The 16,973-nt window shown below is 41.5% G+C and carries 13 protein-coding genes and 2 tRNA genes; 3 read left to right on the forward strand and 12 right to left on the reverse strand.

Annotated elements, in window-relative coordinates:
• The first annotated feature begins 221 nt into the window (after window positions 1-221).
• From C9J51_RS11140 to C9J51_RS11150, 3 genes are all read left to right on the forward strand, one after another.
• Entirely contained in the window at window positions 222-2,261 is a 2,040-nt protein-coding gene (locus C9J51_RS11140; protein ID WP_045039523.1) for a sensor domain-containing protein, read from the forward strand.
• A 141-nt stretch (window positions 2,262-2,402) separates the two neighbouring features.
• On the forward strand, window positions 2,403-3,410 hold the full coding sequence (gene ubiU / locus C9J51_RS11145) for a ubiquinone anaerobic biosynthesis protein UbiU (protein ID WP_045036079.1): 1,008 nt from the start codon (window positions 2,403-2,405) through the stop codon (window positions 3,408-3,410).
• Between the two features lie 10 nt (window positions 3,411-3,420).
• On the forward strand, window positions 3,421-4,296 hold the full coding sequence (locus tag C9J51_RS11150) for a U32 family peptidase (protein WP_045036078.1): 876 nt from the start codon (window positions 3,421-3,423) through the stop codon (window positions 4,294-4,296).
• Window positions 4,297-4,373: 77 nt separating this feature from the next.
• Here C9J51_RS11150 and nlpI read toward each other — a convergent pair whose 3' ends face one another.
• From nlpI to glmM, 12 genes are all read right to left on the reverse strand, one after another.
• Window positions 4,374-5,273: a lipoprotein NlpI gene (gene nlpI, locus C9J51_RS11155; RefSeq protein ID WP_258179609.1), complete on the reverse strand. Its 900-nt coding sequence runs from the start codon at window positions 5,271-5,273 to the stop codon at window positions 4,374-4,376.
• A 105-nt stretch (window positions 5,274-5,378) separates the two neighbouring features.
• Window positions 5,379-7,502: a polyribonucleotide nucleotidyltransferase gene (gene pnp, locus C9J51_RS11160; RefSeq protein ID WP_045039522.1), complete on the reverse strand. Its 2,124-nt coding sequence runs from the start codon at window positions 7,500-7,502 to the stop codon at window positions 5,379-5,381.
• Between the two features lie 390 nt (window positions 7,503-7,892).
• Window positions 7,893-8,162, reverse strand: coding sequence for a 30S ribosomal protein S15 (gene rpsO, locus C9J51_RS11165; protein ID WP_045027573.1), 270 nt, complete (start codon window positions 8,160-8,162; stop codon window positions 7,893-7,895).
• Window positions 8,163-8,360: 198 nt separating this feature from the next.
• Complete coding sequence (gene truB / locus C9J51_RS11170; protein ID WP_045036076.1) at window positions 8,361-9,308, reverse strand: tRNA pseudouridine(55) synthase TruB; 948 nt, start codon at window positions 9,306-9,308, stop codon at window positions 8,361-8,363.
• A 2-nt stretch (window positions 9,309-9,310) separates the two neighbouring features.
• Complete coding sequence (gene rbfA, locus C9J51_RS11175) at window positions 9,311-9,712, reverse strand: 30S ribosome-binding factor RbfA (RefSeq protein ID WP_045036075.1); 402 nt, start codon at window positions 9,710-9,712, stop codon at window positions 9,311-9,313.
• Window positions 9,713-9,810: 98 nt separating this feature from the next.
• The gene (infB, locus tag C9J51_RS11180) at window positions 9,811-12,543 is read right to left on the reverse strand and encodes a translation initiation factor IF-2 (protein ID WP_045039521.1); all 2,733 of its coding nucleotides are present in this window, start codon (window positions 12,541-12,543) and stop codon (window positions 9,811-9,813) included.
• Between the two features lie 30 nt (window positions 12,544-12,573).
• Window positions 12,574-14,061, reverse strand: a complete 1,488-nt coding sequence (gene nusA / locus C9J51_RS11185) for a transcription termination factor NusA (RefSeq protein ID WP_045036073.1) — start codon at window positions 14,059-14,061, stop codon at window positions 12,574-12,576.
• A gap of 22 nt (window positions 14,062-14,083) precedes the next feature.
• Window positions 14,084-14,539 (reverse strand): ribosome maturation factor RimP, encoded by a 456-nt coding sequence (gene rimP / locus C9J51_RS11190; protein WP_045036072.1) that lies wholly within the window; start codon window positions 14,537-14,539, stop codon window positions 14,084-14,086.
• Window positions 14,540-14,726: 187 nt separating this feature from the next.
• Window positions 14,727-14,803 (reverse strand) — tRNA-Met (locus tag C9J51_RS11195).
• 57 nt (window positions 14,804-14,860) lie between these two features.
• A tRNA-Leu gene (locus C9J51_RS11200) sits at window positions 14,861-14,945 on the reverse strand.
• 11 nt (window positions 14,946-14,956) lie between these two features.
• Complete coding sequence (gene secG / locus C9J51_RS11205; protein ID WP_082064130.1) at window positions 14,957-15,346, reverse strand: preprotein translocase subunit SecG; 390 nt, start codon at window positions 15,344-15,346, stop codon at window positions 14,957-14,959.
• 266 nt (window positions 15,347-15,612) lie between these two features.
• Window positions 15,613-16,950, reverse strand: a complete 1,338-nt coding sequence (glmM, locus tag C9J51_RS11210) for a phosphoglucosamine mutase (RefSeq protein WP_107275096.1) — start codon at window positions 16,948-16,950, stop codon at window positions 15,613-15,615.
• Window positions 16,951-16,973 lie beyond the last annotated feature (23 nt).

A 16,973-nucleotide genomic window follows, 5' to 3' on the forward strand; every position in this document is an offset into this window, starting at 1 on the left:
TATTTGTATTCCCGTTTAAAGTCGAACGCTAAAAATGAATTGTATGGCAATCTTAACCATTTGTTTTATGCCTTGAGTCAAAAAAAAGCAATTGCCTCACTAAAACAAGTCATTATTTTGTTAATACGCATTATATTTATACCGACTAACATTTACACTAGCGATGAATTAACCATACATTATCATTAACCTCAAACTATATTGCCAAGGATCAAACATTGATGCAGACAGAGCAACTTGACTATTGGTTTCCACTTTTAACGAATAATAGTCCCTTCTTGTTTGCGATCCTTGACGGTCAACACCGTTATCATCGTGTTAATAATCGTTATAGTGATATCAGCGGTAAATCTCAGCATCAATTAATTGGCAGTAATGACACCGATGTTCTTGGTCACTACTATTACCAATGTCTAAAACCGTATTATGAGCGTGCATTTAAAGGTGAAGTGATTGAAGCGGAAGTCACCATTAATGACACTTCGCATCACACTTGTTTACACATTAGTTTGGCACCATTAACGAATGCTCAAGGTGAAATTAACCATATTATTTCACATTCAATTGATACTTCAGAACGTCATATACTGATTAATTCATTACAAGAATCTGAGCACCAGTTAATCCAACTTCAAAACCTCATGACCGACGGTATCTGCATTGTAGAAAAAAATATCATCAACAATGCCAATCAACACGCCGTCGATCTATTAGGTATAACATCAAAATCAGCATTACTCGGGCAAAGCCTTGATCGCTTGTTACTCGACAGTAATAATCACCCTTGTCACAGTAATACATTCACCCAAGCATTCCATGATAACAAGCAGCATTATTACGCTATTAATCATATCGAACGTGCGCCATTAACCATCGCCACAACCCCGATAACCATCCTCGGTAAGCCAGCCTTATTAATCAAGCTGACCCCGGTACTCTGTACCAATGAGCAACAACATAAAATTGAACAATTAACCCAACGCGATCCATTAACGGGATTATTTAACCGTCATGGTTTTAGTCGCCAACTTGATCAATTAATGAAAGCCAGTACCCCATTGTTTATGTTGTATATTGATATTGATAATTTTAAAAGTATCAATGATTCATTAGGCCATCATATCGGGGACAAAGTATTACAAGAAATAGCCCAACGGCTACAACAACTGTTACCTGAAAATACCGTTATTGGTCATTTAAGTGGCGATGAATTTGCGGTTGTATTAACCAACCCAGAACATGAAAACAGTGGTGAACTCATCGCTGAACAGATCATCGCATTGGTTAATTTACCGTTTGATCTGCGCTATTTCAGCAAACATCTTTCTTGCTCTATCGGCATGGTCAAATCGCCAGGCAATGGTCATGATGCTCGAATGATGTTGCAAAATGCCGACACCGCTATGTATGAAGCTAAAAATCGAGGCCGTAATCGACTCGTCATTTTTAGTGAAGCGATGAGCAAAGAAGTAAGAATGCGATTATGGCTTGAAATAGAGCTTCAAAAAGCATTGCAACATAATGGCTTAGAAGTGTGGTATCAACCTAAAGTCAATGCCAAAAACTTTGAGATTGACGGCGCGGAAGCATTAGTACGCTGGAAACATCCCGTTGAAGGTTATATTAGTCCGGCCCAATTTATTCCAATTGCTGAGCGTTCAGGATTAATCGAACAACTTGGCCGCGTTGTGATGCGAGAAGTGTTCACTACCGTTAACCACTGGAAAAAACAACAACTCCTAAAAGGCCGCGTCGCGATCAATTTATCATCACAACAATTTGAAAACCCCAACCTCATCAATTTTGTTGACAAACTGCGCCAATCGACAGGTATTAATGCTGATGATTTTACTTTTGAGCTCACAGAAAGTGCCGTCATGAGTGATGGCGAACATACAATTCAAATGCTCAACGCCATCAAAAAACAAGGCTTTGCATTATCTATTGATGACTTTGGTACGGGCTATTCATCATTGTCTTATTTAGCCCGTTTTCCGCTTGATGAACTTAAAATTGATCGGGCTTTTATTAAAGATATCGACACCATCCCTAAGCAAATAATCTTAATTGAAAACATCATTAATATCGGTAAATCACTCAATATGAGTGTTGTCGCTGAAGGTATCGAAACCCACCAACAAGCCACTTTACTGTCAAACCTTAATTGTGATTATATTCAAGGATTTCATTTTCATCGTCCAATGCCAAAGCAAGAATTAGAAGCTTTATTATTAAAAGAAAAAATTTATCTCAACGGTTGATATAAGTCTAAAAACACTATTATTTAGTAACAATTTTATTGTTTAATATCAACAAAACCTGCCTCGAATCAAGATCCATAACCATAAACACTTTTACTATGATGCCATCGTTTTTATGCAAAGATTGGATAATAAAATAACATGGAGCTTCTTTGCCCTGCTGGTAATCTTCCAGCATTAAAAACCGCCATCGATAATGGTGCGGATGCTGTATATATCGGTTTTAAAGATGATACTAACGCCCGTCACTTTGCTGGTTTAAATTTCACCGAACGCAAACTAGAAAAAGCGGTACAGTATGTTAAAGATCATGATCGTAAATTACATGTCGCTTTAAATACCTTTGCTCATCCTGATGGTTTTAGCCGTTGGACAAAAGCGGTTGATAAAGCTGCGGCAATGGGTGTTGATGCGCTGATTGTGGCTGACATTGGTATACTTGAATATGCAGCAACGACTTACCCTGATTTAGAATTGCACCTCTCTGTTCAAGCTTCCGCAACCAATACCGCTGCAATTGATTATTATCAGCAGAATTTTAATATTAAACGTGTGGTATTGCCGCGCGTATTATCTATACATCAAGTTAAACAATTAGCCCGTAACACTGATATGCAATTGGAAGTATTTGCGTTTGGTAGTTTGTGCATTATGTCCGAAGGTCGCTGTTATTTGTCCTCATACATGACGGGCGAATCACCGAATACCGTCGGCGCTTGTTCGCCTGCAAAATATGTACGCTGGCAAGAAACCCCACAAGGGCTAGAGTCACGCTTAAATGAAATCTTAATTGATCGCTACGCTGAAGGTGAAAACGCAGGCTATCCAACCCTCTGTAAAGGGCGTTTTGATATTAATATTGACGGCGAACAAAAGCGTTATCATGCGCTTGAAGAACCCACCAGCCTTAATACGCTTGATATTTTGCCTGAGTTATTTAAAGCAAATATTGCATCAGTTAAGATCGAAGGCCGTCAACGTAGCCCTGCGTATGTTGAGCAAGTAACCCGTACTTGGCGCGCCGCGATTGATCACTATTTAGCGAATCCTGATGGCTACAGTGTTAATCCTGCGTGGAATTCATGTTTGGGTAATCTGTCTGAAGGCAAACAAACAACATTAGGTGCATACCACCGTAAATGGCAATAAGGGATCATTAATGAAATATTCACTTGGGCCATTGCTTTACTTCTGGCCTCAGCATGATGTTGAAACCTTCTATCAACAAGCAAAACATAGCAACGTTGATATTATTTATTTAGGGGAAACGGTGTGCTCTAAACGTCGCGCACTAAAAACAGCCCAATGGATTGATATTGCTAAAGAGCTTGCCGCTAATGGTAAGCAAGTTGTGCTATCAACCATGGCATTGCTAGAAGCCCCTAGCGAAGTTAACATCATGAAAAAATATATCGACAATGGTGACTTTATTGTTGAAGCTAATGATGTATCAGCAATTCAACTCGCATCACAAAGCAAAGTTCCGTTTGTGGTCGGCCCCGCAGTTAATTGCTATAACGCTCAAACGCTACAACTGTTTGTTAAACAAGGTATGACTCGTTGGTGTATGCCGGTAGAACTGTCTCGTGATTGGTTAAGTAATACTTTAACCGAATGTGAAAAACTCGGGATCCGTGATCAATTTGAAACCGAAGTCTTTAGCTATGGTTACTTACCGTTAGCGTATTCAGCCCGTTGTTTTACTGCTCGCGCTGAAAATAAAGCCAAAGATGATTGCGAGACGTGTTGTATTAAGTATCCCCAAGGGATCACAGTTAACAGCCAAGAAGATCAAAAAATCTTCACCCTTAATGGTATTCAAACTCAATCAGGTTATTGCTATAACTTGATCAATGATTTGAAAGGCATGAAAGACATGGTTGATGTAGTGCGATTAAGCCCAATGGGACTTGATACTTTAACGTTAATTGATGATTTTCGTGCTAATGAACAAAGCACTATTCACCATCCTCTTATTGATGGTCATCAATGTAATGGTTACTGGCATAATCTGGCAGGATTAAATATTCGCTAGAGATTCGAAGAGAATAAAAAATAGCCGCTAACTAGAAAGAGATAGTTAACGGCTATTTTTATATAAAATCATGATGACTATTCACTTAGCGAAGATAACTCTGGCGCTGCATTTTGTTCTGTTGTAAATATACGGCTTAATTCTAATAACGATAATCGATGTTCAATAAATTCATACACATTCCCAGACAAAGCAAGCTTATACAACATTATTGCCGTTGGGTAATCTTGGTTATGTTGGTATATTTGCGCTAAATAAAAATAACCTTCCGTCAATCGCAGTGCTAATTGCTCATTACTTTGACTCTGCTCCGCAATCTCAGTTAAAAATTGTTCTTCACTGATCTCACCAAGATACATCCGTACAATTTGCCAGCCCCAATCTTGTTTATCACTGGCCGTATAACGTTGTTGAAGCAACGTATTTGCTTGTTGCGGAGTATATTTTAAATCATTAATGTACAGCCAAATTACACGATAAGGATCATCAATATCCTGCTGATAATGGGGTAATAAGTCGTCATTAGCTAAATCGTAACGCTCGCCATAATACAGCGCAATACCACGATTTCGGTGAGCATAAGGATGATCAGGGGCTAAATCTAAGGTTGAATCAAACGATTCATAAGCAGAATCCAACATTCCCATTTGAGTAAAAATCACGCCTGCCACATTAAATAAATCAGGCTGGTTTGGATTGATCGTGAGTGACTTATTAAAATCAAGTCGTGCTAAATCACGTAAACCTAAACTGTCATGCAATAAACCACGATCATAATAAATAGTGGCTAACGTTGTTGGCGGAATATTGGGCCGTTGTAATATTTGCTCAATCCGTGCCAACTGAATCTGCTGTTGAAAATTAGCTTGATAAGGGATCGCCATGGGCGGCTGAGTCCATTGCGTTGATGTCGTAGAACATCCACTTATCGCCAGTACAGTAGCCATTACAACATATCGAATATGACATATTATCAACTCAGTTCTCCTTGTTACATTAATGACGATCCGGTGTCTATGATAATCTTTAGATCAAAAAAAGGGGCTATTAAGCCCCTTTATATCATGATATTAGCAAAACGGTTAGCCTTGTGGCTGTTCGTCTTGTGCAGGAGCTGCGGCTGGCGCTTCTACTGCTTCTTTCATGCTTAGACGAATACGGCCTTGACGGTCAATTTCAAGTACTTTAACTTGAACTTCTTGACCCATTTGTAGGTAATCAGACACTTTCTCTACACGATCTTGTGAGATTTGAGAAATGTGAACTAGACCTTCTTTAGTACCGATAACTGATACAAACGCACCGAAATCAACGATACGCATTACTTTACCAGTGTAAACACGGCCAACTTCAACGTCAGCAGTGATTTCTTCGATACGACGGATTGCTTCTTGAGCAGCAGTTCCTTCAGTCGCAGCGATCTTCACTGTACCATCATCTTCGATTTCGATTGTAGTACCAGTTTCTTCAGTAAGTGCACGAATAACAGCACCACCTTTACCGATAACATCTTTGATCTTCTCAGGGTTGATCTTCATCATGTGAATACGAGGAGCAAACTGAGAGATATCATCACGAGGAGCATTAATTGCGTTATCCATTACGCTAAGGATGTGCTTACGCGCGCCTTTAGCTTGGTTAAGTGCAATTTCCATGATCTCTTTAGTGATACCTTCAATCTTGATATCCATCTGAAGTGCAGTGATACCGTCGTTAGTACCCGCAACTTTAAAGTCCATGTCACCTAGGTGATCTTCGTCACCAAGAATGTCAGAAAGAACAACGAAATCATTGCCTTCTTTCACAAGACCCATTGCGATACCCGCAACAGACGCTTTGATTGGCACACCAGCATCCATAAGAGCAAGTGAAGTACCACATACAGAAGCCATTGAAGATGAACCGTTAGATTCAGTGATCTCTGATACTACACGTACTGTGTATGGGAATTCGTCAACAGATGGCATTACAGCTGCAATACCACGCTTAGCCAACTTACCGTGACCAATTTCACGACGCTTAGGCGAACCAACGAAACCAGTTTCACCTACACAGTATGGAGGGAAGTTGTAGTGAAGAAGGAAGTGATCTTTCTTCTCACCCATGATGCTATCAATGATTTGTGCATCACGTTGTGTGCCAAGCGTTGCAGTAACAAGTGCTTGTGTTTCACCACGAGTAAATAGTGAAGAACCGTGAGTACGTGGAAGTACACCAGTACGTACGTCTAGCGCACGAACCATGTCTTTTTCACGACCATCGATACGTGGAAGACCTGCAATGATGCGGCCACGTACAACTGTCTTCTCTAGATCATGGAAGATAGTGTGGATTTCTTTCGCGTTTGCATCAACATCTTCAGCAAGAATCGCGTCGTTTACTTCAGCAGCAATCTCATGGATGCGATCGTAACGAGCCATTTTTTCAGTGATTTGGTAAGCTTCAACAAGCTTAGCTTCAGCTAACTCAGCGATCTTAGTTTTAAGTGCTGTGTTCTCAACAGGCGCAGCCCAATCCCAAGCAGGAGTTGCAACTTCAGCAGCAAACTCATTGATTGCATTGATAACAACTTGTTGTTGATCGTGACCGAAAACAACAGCTTGTAGCATTTGCTCTTCAGATAGGCGATCAGCTTCTGATTCAACCATTAACACTGCGTCTTTAGTACCAGCAACAACAAGATCTAGACGGCTATCTTCTAGTTCAACATTGCTTGGGTTAAGAACGAATTGATCGTTAATGTAACCAACACGTGCAGCACCGATAGGACCATTGAATGGAATACCAGAAATAGCAAGTGCAGCAGAAGTACCAATCATTGTAACCATATCAGGGTTAACAGCAGGGTTTACAGAAACCACTGTTGCAATAACTTGTACTTCGTTTTTGAAATCGTCAGGGAATAGTGGACGAATTGGACGGTCAATTAGACGTGCAGTCAGTGTTTCGCCTTCAGAAGGACGACCTTCACGCTTGAAGAAACCACCAGGGATTTTACCAGCGGCGTAAGTACGCTCTTGGTAGTTCACTGTTAGTGGGAAGAAGTCTTGACCTTCTACAGCTGTTTTTTTACCAACAACAGAAACGAACACTGAAGTGTCGTCCATGCTAACCATTACTGCAGCAGTCGCTTGACGTGCCATAACGCCAGTCTCTAGAGTAACCGTGTGGTTACCGTACTGGAAAGTTTTTACGATAGGATTCACGTGAATTTCCTTAAATATATTCCGCTTTCTATTTGCCGGTCAATTATAACCAAGACAAACATAAGCGTCATGTAATGATGCCTACTTTGTAGTGATTTCACGTATCGCGACTAATGAAAGTTCTTATATAAAGAAAAACTTTTATTAGCCGCGACCTGAAGGTCGACGAAAACGACTCGCGAAGTCATAACAAGTAGATATGTGCAGTTATTTACTCGACACCTATCATATCTCTGCGTAAGCATTCATACAACAAACTTGAGCTTAACTCCGGTACAGATAGTAGACGAAATTGCGAAAGATAACAGGGGGACGAATCAATAATAGCGGTATCAATAATAAAGAACAGATAAAAAGAAAGGAGCCTAGGGCTCCTTTCTTAAAGCAATCTTAGCGACGTAGGCCTTGACGCTTGATTAGGTCTTGGTAACGATCTAGATTTTTACCTTTAAGGTAATCTAGAAGCTTACGACGACGAGAAACCATGCGTAGTAGACCGCGACGGCTGTGGTGGTCATGCTTGTGGTTAGCAAAGTGACCTTGAAGGTGGTTGATTTGCGCTGTTAAAAGTGCAACCTGAACTTCAGGAGAACCAGTATCATTTTCACATTGTGCGTAATCTGCAACGATTGCTGCTTTAGTTTCTGCATTCAGAGACATAACTTATTCCTAATACAAGATGTTTTAATTTGTGCCGCCAATCTCTGATTCAGCCGACACCCAAGCCGCGGATTATACTGATCAGCGGAACTAACTACAAGCGAATAATTAACCAGCTTTATTTTTAATCTCAAGCAACTCATGTGTAATAATCAAACTGATTTATCACTTAGAATTACCTATGATTCCTTGGCGTCATTATTGCTCTTGTTCGTTAGCCATAACGCGTTTTGGTGCCAACATGCCTTTAGCATCAATGGTACCAACACCAATAAATTCGGCGGCTTCAGCCACTGTAATACGCACTAATGTGCCTTCAGCGGGTACAACCTCGGCAGCAACAGGGTTACCATGAAGTACATGAACAGCCGCTTCTGCGGTAATGTTCACTTCAGGTAAGTCTTGTACTGCGGTATCCGTTGGCAATAGCAATGCATCTAAGACAGTGCCAGGTTCAACTTCATCTGCTATAGCTTGATCAAGTAAAGCTTGTAACTGCTCAATCGTTACCATGCGCTCATAAGGAAAATTAGATACGCCTGTACGACGTAAATAAGTCACGTGAGCGCCACAACCTAACTTTTCACCTAGATCATCAACAATCGTGCGAATGTATGTGCCTTTTGACACATGCAATTCCATCTCAACTTCATTGTTATCAAAGCGTAATAATTCAACTGAATACACTGTAATCTTACGTGATTCACGCGGAATAGAAATTCCTTCGCGAGCGTATTCATACAGCTTACGACCTTGGTACTTTAATGCTGAGTACATTGATGGAATTTGATCAGTCGTACCACGAAAGCTATCGATACACGCTTCAAGTTGATCGCGTTCAACATTAACAGCACGGGTTTCAACCACTTCACCATCAGAATCAGACGTATCAGTACGCTCGCCCAATTTAGCAACCACACGATAACGCTTATCTGAGTCTAATAAAAATTGTGAAAACTTGGTCGCCTCACCAAAACAAAGCGGTAACATGCCCGTCGCTAAAGGATCAAGCGCACCTGTATGGCCCGCTTTTTGTGCAAAAAAGATACGTTTCACTTTTTGCAGGGTATCGTTAGAACTAATGCCGGTTGGTTTATCAACCAAGATCACACCGTTAATTGGACGACCTTTACGACGACGTGCCATGTTTACTCCTCGCCTTTTTCTACTTCGTCTTCATCACCACGACGATCTTCATCGTCACGTACCGCTTTAGATACTAGGTTAGAAATACGCATACCTTCAGTTAACGATTGATCGAAAATGAAATTAAGTTCAGGTGTTACACGTAGGCGAATTTCTTTACCTAGTAATGAACGGATGTAAGGTGCCATTTCACGTAACGCGTCTAAACTACCTTCAGCCGTTTGTTCACCGATAGGGAAAAACGTTACATAAATCTTGGCGTAGTTCATATCACGCGAGACATCAACACTTGAGATTGTTGTCATTGCAATCGCAGGGTCTTTAATTTCACGTTGTAAAATCACAGCCAATTCTTTTTGTAGCTGTTGAGCTACACGTTGGGTACGGCTAAATTCTTTTGCCATTATTTTGCTCTCTCTAAGAATAATGCTCTTGAAAGAATGGGGAGCCGAAGCTCCCCATTATCATTATCATGTTGAAAAACAACTAGCTACACTGACTATTAGTCAAGTGTACGTTGGATTTCAATAATTTCGAATACTTCGATCTGGTCACCAACGCGAACGTCGTTGTAGTTCTTAACGCCGATACCACACTCGTAACCGTTCTTAACTTCAGGCACGTCATCTTTAAAGCGACGTAGTGACTCAAGCTCACCTTCGTAGATAACTACGTTTTCACGTAGAACACGAATAGGGTTATTACGCTTGATAGTACCTTCAGTTACCATACAACCAGCGATTGCGCCGATCTTAGGAGACTTAAATACGTCACGAACTTCAGCAAGACCAATGATTTCTTGTCTAAACTCAGGAGACAACATACCGCCCATCGCCGCTTTAACTTCGTCGATTAGTTGGTAGATGATTGAGTAGTAACGTAAATCTAGGTTTTCGTTTTCAATCGTTTGACGTGCAGATGTATCAGCACGAACGTTGAAACCAAGTACGATAGCGTTAGACGCTGCTGCAAGTACTGCATCAGTTTCAGTGATTGCACCAACACCTGAACCTACAATGTTAACTTTAACTTCATCAGTTGAAAGTTTACGTAGTGAATCAGCAATTGCTTCAACAGAACCTTGAACGTCAGCTTTAAGCACAACGTTTAGCTCAGCAACTTCACCAGCTTCCATGTTAGCAAACATGTTTTCTAGTTTAGATTTTTGTTGACGTGCTAGTTTAACATCACGGAATTTACCTTGACGGTAAAGTGCAACTTCACGTGCTTTACGCTCATCACGTACTACTGTTGCTTCATCACCTGATGCAGGAACACCAGAAAGACCAAGGATCTCAACAGGAATAGAAGGACCTGCTGATTCGATTTCTTGACCTTGTTCGTTGCGCATTGCACGAATACGACCATGCATTAGACCACAAAGAACGATATCGCCTTTACGCAATGTACCTTCTTGAACAAGTACAGTTGCTACAGGACCACGGCCTTTATCAAGACGTGATTCAATAACGACACCTGATGCCATACCTTCTTCAACTGCTGTAAGTTCAAGAATTTCTGACTGAAGTAAGATAGCTTCTAGTAGGCCATCGATGTTAGTACCCTGTTTCGCAGAGATGTGAACAAACATGTTCTCACCGCCCCACTCTTCAGGCATAACACCGTATTGAGCTAGCTCATTCTTCACGCCGTCTGGGTTTGCATCTTCTTTATCGATCTTGTTTACCGCAACGATCAAAGGTACGCCAGCTGCTTTCGCGTGCTGAATCGCTTCGATTGTTTGTGGCATTACGCCATCGTCTGCTGCAACTACAAGTACAACGATATCTGTCGCTTGAGCACCACGAGCACGCATAGCGGTAAACGCTGCGTGTCCAGGAGTATCAAGGAACGTGATCATACCATTGTCAGTTTCAACGTGGTAAGCACCGATGTGCTGTGTAATACCACCTGCTTCGCCTGAAGCAACGTGTGCTTTACGAATGTAGTCAAGTGTTGATGTTTTACCGTGGTCAACGTGACCCATGATAGTAACAACAGGTGCACGAGAAACTTGTAATAAGTCTGCGGCATTACGGTCAGAAAGCACAGCTTCTTCAAGCTCGTTTTCTTTACGTAGAATAACTTTGTGGCCCATTTCTTCAGCAACAAGTGATGCTGTTTCTTGGTCGATAACTTGGTTGATAGTCGCCATAGCGCCCATCTTCATCATTACCTTGATAACTTCAACGCCTTTAACAGACATTTTGTTAGCCAATTCAGAAACAATGATCGTTTCACCGATCACAACATCTTGCTTAGCAACTAGCGCTGTTTTATCAAAGCCATGTTGCATTGATGCTGGTTTGTTCATTTGTGGCTTACCGCGACCACGTTGGTTACGACCGCCACGGCCACCACGTTCGTCTTGCTTAGCCGCTGGTTTTTTCTTTTTACGACGGCGAGAAGTTTCTTCTTTGCGGTCTTGTTCATCTTCTGCAGCACGAGCATATGTAGATGTCGTTATATGGTAATCAGATTTTTCCATACTTACTGCTTGCTCAGGTTTTACCCCGTTTTTCTCGTTCTGTTCTGCCATTTTGCGGGCCTCTTCTAGCTGACGCTGACTTTCTTTTTCGGCTTTTCGCTTGGCTTCCTCTTCCAGACGATGCTGTAGTACTTCAGCATCTAACTTAGCCTGTTTGTCAGCGACGGTACGCTTAGCTTTTTCTTCAGCCTTACGCTTATCCTGTTCGGTACGATTCGCTTGTTCCTCAGCGGCACGCTTCAATTTCTGTTCTGCTTCACGCTTAGCAGTTTCATCTGCTTTACGTTGCTCTTCAGCTTGACGTGTGGCAGCTTCCTGTGCGCTACGTTTGGCTGCTTCTTCTGCGGCTTGGTGAGTAATCATATCAGCTTCACGTTGCGCATCAGCTTCTGCTTCGCGCTTAACAGCATCTTCTGCTGCACGTTGTTCATCCTCAAGTGCTGAACGTTTCACGTAGGTGCGCTTTTTGCGCACTTCTACTTGAACATTTTTGCTCTTACCACCATTACCAGAGACACTTAATGTACTACGTGTCTTGCGCTGCAAAGTCAGACGAGTTGGAGCGCCGTCAGTGTTGCCGTCACTACCATGCTCTTTTTGGAGATGATTAAGTAACGCCTGTTTTTCGGTTTGGCTTACATTTTCATCAACGTTCTTAGCGATCCCAGCATCTGAAAGCTGTTGAATTAAACGGTCAATTGGCGTACCAATTTCTTCCGCCAATGTTTTAACTGTAACCTCTGACATAATGCTCCTCCCTTGCTTTATTTTTTTTGATTACGCTTCGTCGCTGAACCAGCAAATGTTACGCGCAGCCATAATTAGCTCACCCGCTTTTGCATCGTCTACGCCTTCAATGTCGGTCAAGTCATCAGTTCCTTGATCAGCAAGATCTTCAAGCGTACAAATACCTTTAGCTGCAAACTTAAACGCTAACTCGCGCTCAAGACCTTCCAGACTTAATAAATCTTCTGCTGGTTCTACACCATCAAGCGTTTCTTCTTTAGCAAGCGCTAATGTCGTCAATGCAGCTTTTGCACGACCACGTAATTGCTCGATAGTCTCTTCATCAAGACCGTCAACATTCATTAATTCACTTAATGGAACGTAAGCAATTTCTTCTAGTGTAGTAAAGCCTTCTTCCACCAATACAGTTGCAAAATCTTCATCAATATCAAGGTGTTTAGTAAACACTTCAATTGATGCTTGTGCTTCTGCTTGGTGTTTTTTCTGTAAGTCTTCAACTGTCATTACGTTTAGTTCCCAGCCAGTAAGCTGTGATGCTAGACGTACGTTTTGACCGTTACGACCAATTGCTTGTGCCAGATTATCTTTCTGTACAGCAATATCCATTGTGTGGTTGTCTTCATCAACGATGATTGAATCAACTTCCGCAGGTGCCATTGCATTAATAACATATTGTGCAGCATTTTCATCCCACAATACGATATCAATACGCTCGCCGCCAAGCTCGCTAGAAACAGCTTGAACACGTGCGCCACGCATACCAACACACGCACCCACTGGGTCAATACGCTTATCGTTAGTTTTTACTGCGATTTTTGCACGAGAACCAGGATCGCGTGCTGCGCCCATAAGTTCAATCAGTTCTTCGCCCATTTCTGGCACTTCAATACGGAATAGCTCAGATAGCATCTCTGGCTTAGAACGCGTCATGAATAACTGGAAACCACGTGCTTCAGGTGCAACTTTGTACAATAGACCACGAACGCGATCGCCTGGACGGAAGTTTTCACGAGGAAGTTGATCATCACGCTGGATAACCGCTTCTGCGTTACTACCTAAATCAATGATTACTGCATCACGATTTACTTTCTTAACGATACCAGTGATTAACTCACCTTCGTTGTCAATAAACTGTGCCACAATTTGCTCACGCTCAGCTTCACGTACTTTTTGTACGATCACTTGCTTTGCAGTTTGTGTAGTAATACGGTCAAACGTTACAGATTGAATATCGTCTTCAACGTAATCGCCAAGAACGATTGTTGGATCTTCATACTGTGCCGCTTCTAACGTAATTTCAAGTGTTGGTTGAGTTACCTCATCGACTGCTTTCCAACGACGGAAAGTTTCGAATTGACCTGTTTTACGATCGATAACAACACGAACTTCAATTTCTGCTTCATGTTTCTTTTTAGTAGCTGTTGCTAATGCAATTTCAAGCGCTTCAAAAATACGCTCGCGAGGAACAGCTTTTTCGTTGGATACCGCTTCTACGACAGCCAAGATTTCTTTGTTCATTTCTAATGCCCCAATTTAGCGGTTAGAATTTTGGAACTAGGTTGGCCTTGGAGATATTGCTAAGTGCAAAGGACTCGTCATTGCCATCTACGTTAAGTGTGATCAGTTCGCCATCAACAGCGACAATGTCACCTTTCCACTTACGACGGTTACCCATCGCCATTTTCAATACTAAGCTAACTTCATGACCAATAAATTGTTGGTAATGTGCAGCTTTGAATAGTGGTCTTTCCAATCCAGGGGAAGACACTTCTAAGTGGTAAGCAACAGTAATTGGATCTTCAACATCCATTACAGCGCTAATTTGGCGGCTCACTTCAGCACAACCGTCTACATTAATACCATTTTCATGGTCAATAAACACGCGAAGTGTGGAGTGCTCACCAGCACGGATAAACTCTAAACCTACCAGTTCAAAGCCAATAGCTTGAACTGAAGGCTCAAGTAAGTCGGTTAATTGTGTCTCTAAAGCTGTCAAGACAACCCCCCGGAAACAAAAAAAGGGCATAAAGCCCAGTAAATACCTGAATGGTCATGTTTCAGATAATAAAAAACCCCGAATACGGGGTTTTTTATTACTGGACCCTGATTACTAAAATCATGCAAGCAAGTATTTTAGTAAGAAAACAAACATTCAAAATAAGAATAGTCTATTTTCAGGAAAGTGGTTGCGGGGGCTGGATTTGAACCAACGACCTTCGGGTTATGAGCCCGACGAGCTACCAAGCTGCTCCACCCCGCGTCCGATTCTGAACAGAGTATACCGTTCAGATGTTACTATTACAAGTAACCAGTATAATGGTGCCGAGAAGGGGACTTGAACCCCTACACCTTGCGGCACTAGCACCTCATGCTAGCGTGTCTACCAATTTCACCATCTCGGCTAAATCTTTACTTACTGAGATTTTTCACTTGTTGCTGGTGTTGTTTCAGCAGTGTTCTCAGTCGTTTTTTCTGCTGTAATAACTTTATCAGTTGTCACAGTCTTTGGTTGTTCAACAGTTTGTGTTGCAGCAGGAGCTGAAAGATTATCCCAACCACTTGTCTCTGCTGATTTCTTTGTACTTATGTTGCCAAGTACAAGACTAATTGCAAAGAAAATGATTGCACAAAGTGTTGTCATTCGAGTTAGAAAATTTCCTGAGCCGCTAGAGCCGAACAAAGTTCCTGATGCACCAGCCCCGAATGAAGCTCCCATATCTGCGCCTTTACCTTGTTGAATCATTACTAGGCCAATTACACCAAGCGCAGCGACAAGATAAATCACAAGTAGAATTTCGTACATGGGTTCCACCTATGGTAAAATTGCTATACCGACTTTGCATTAGCAGTGCCAGCGCATTCCTCTTATCTAGAGAGCGAATGAATACTAGCGAAACCCCGTGACAGTGACAAGTAATATTTACTCAAAAAGTGAATATTCCAAACCACTTGCACAACATTTAGCCAAAAACAAAGTCATCAAAATAAAAAGGCTGACTCTATTTTATTAGTCAGCCTTCACCATATTGAATAATACTTAAAAAATTAAGTAGTTATCAACAATTGCACTTAGCAGTTTTCTTTTACTGCTTTTGCAATATCTAATGCATATTGCTTAACATCAACTGCATTCTGGCCTTCAACCATAACACGAATCAATGGCTCGGTGCCTGATTTACGTAATAATACGCGACCATTATCACCTAATTTTTTCTCAACCGCTTTTGTCGCTGCAATAACAGCCTCTGACAGTAGAGGATTGTTCTCGCCTTTGAAGCGAACATTTTCTAATACTTGTGGGAACATAGTCATACCATCACTAAGTTCTTTTAGGCTCATTTTGCTTGATACAATAGACGCCATTACTTGTAAGCCAGCCACAATACCGTCGCCAGTTGTTACTTTATCAAGCAGAATTACGTGACCTGAATTTTCAGCACCAATCAGCCAATTATTTTTTAGTAGCTCTTCCATTACATAGCGGTCACCCACTTTTGCACGTACAAAAGGAATGCCTAGATTTTTAAGTGCAACTTCCATGCCCATATTGGTCATTAATGTACCAACTACGCCACCTTTCAGTTCACCACAACGTAATGCATCACGAGCAATGATGTAAGCGATCTGATCGCCATCAACTTTATTACCTAGCTCATCAACCATGATCACACGGTCGCCATCGCCATCAAGGGCAATACCAAAGTCAGCTTTTTCTTCTAATACTTTAGCTTGTAATGCAGCAACATCTGTTGCGCCTACTTTATCATTAATATTGACACCGTTAGGCTCGCAACCAATAGTAATAATTTCAGCACCTAGTTCAGTAAAGACTTTTGGTGCGATATGGTAAGTTGCACCATGCGCACAATCGACAACAATCTTAAACCCTTCAAGGCTCAAATGATTAGGGAATGTGCCTTTACAGAATTCAATATAACGCCCAGCAGCATCATCAATACGGTAAGCTTTACCTAATAATGCAGACTCAACACATGTTAATGGTTTTTCCATTTCAGCTTCAATTGCCGCTTCAACGTCATCGGGTAGTTTAGTACCTTGTGCCGAAAAGAATTTGATGCCGTTATCGTGATAAGGGTTATGTGATGCAGAAATCACAATACCTGCTTCAGCGCGGAATGTGCGGGTTAAATAAGCAACAGCAGGTGTTGGCATTGGACCTGTAAAAGCCGCTTTTAAACCTGCTGCTGCAAGACCAGCTTCTAATGCAGACTCCAACATGTAACCTGAAATTCGAGTATCTTTACCAATTAGTACTTTTTTAGTACCCGTTTGTGATAATACACGACCCGCAGCCCAACCCAGTTTCATTACAAACTCAGGTGTGATCGGACCTTCACCAACAAAACCACGAATACCATCAGTACCAAAGAACTTACGTTCAGCCATTTTACGCTCCTAGCTCTATTTTA

It is taken from the genome of Photobacterium iliopiscarium, from assembly GCF_003026395.1.
Classification (GTDB): Bacteria; Pseudomonadota; Gammaproteobacteria; order Enterobacterales; family Vibrionaceae; genus Photobacterium; species Photobacterium iliopiscarium.

Excerpts from the sequence above, each read along its gene's own strand:
- nusA (WP_045036073.1), bottom strand. The coding sequence starts at position 14,061 with ATGAACAAAGAAATCTTGGCTGTCGTAGAAGCGGTATCCAACGAAAAA.
- secG (WP_082064130.1), bottom strand. The coding sequence starts at position 15,346 with ATGTACGAAATTCTACTTGTGATTTATCTTGTCGCTGCGCTTGGTGTA.
- truB (WP_045036076.1), bottom strand. The coding sequence starts at position 9,308 with ATGGCACGTCGTCGTAAAGGTCGTCCAATTAACGGTGTGATCTTGGTT.
- rbfA (WP_045036075.1), bottom strand. The coding sequence starts at position 9,712 with ATGGCAAAAGAATTTAGCCGTACCCAACGTGTAGCTCAACAGCTACAA.
- ubiU (WP_045036079.1), top strand. The coding sequence starts at position 2,403 with ATGGAGCTTCTTTGCCCTGCTGGTAATCTTCCAGCATTAAAAACCGCC.
- glmM (WP_107275096.1), bottom strand. The coding sequence starts at position 16,950 with ATGGCTGAACGTAAGTTCTTTGGTACTGATGGTATTCGTGGTTTTGTT.
- C9J51_RS11140 (WP_045039523.1), top strand. The coding sequence starts at position 222 with ATGCAGACAGAGCAACTTGACTATTGGTTTCCACTTTTAACGAATAAT.
- rpsO (WP_045027573.1), bottom strand. The coding sequence starts at position 8,162 with ATGTCTCTGAATGCAGAAACTAAAGCAGCAATCGTTGCAGATTACGCA.
- infB (WP_045039521.1), bottom strand. The coding sequence starts at position 12,543 with ATGTCAGAGGTTACAGTTAAAACATTGGCGGAAGAAATTGGTACGCCA.
- C9J51_RS11150 (WP_045036078.1), top strand. The coding sequence starts at position 3,421 with ATGAAATATTCACTTGGGCCATTGCTTTACTTCTGGCCTCAGCATGAT.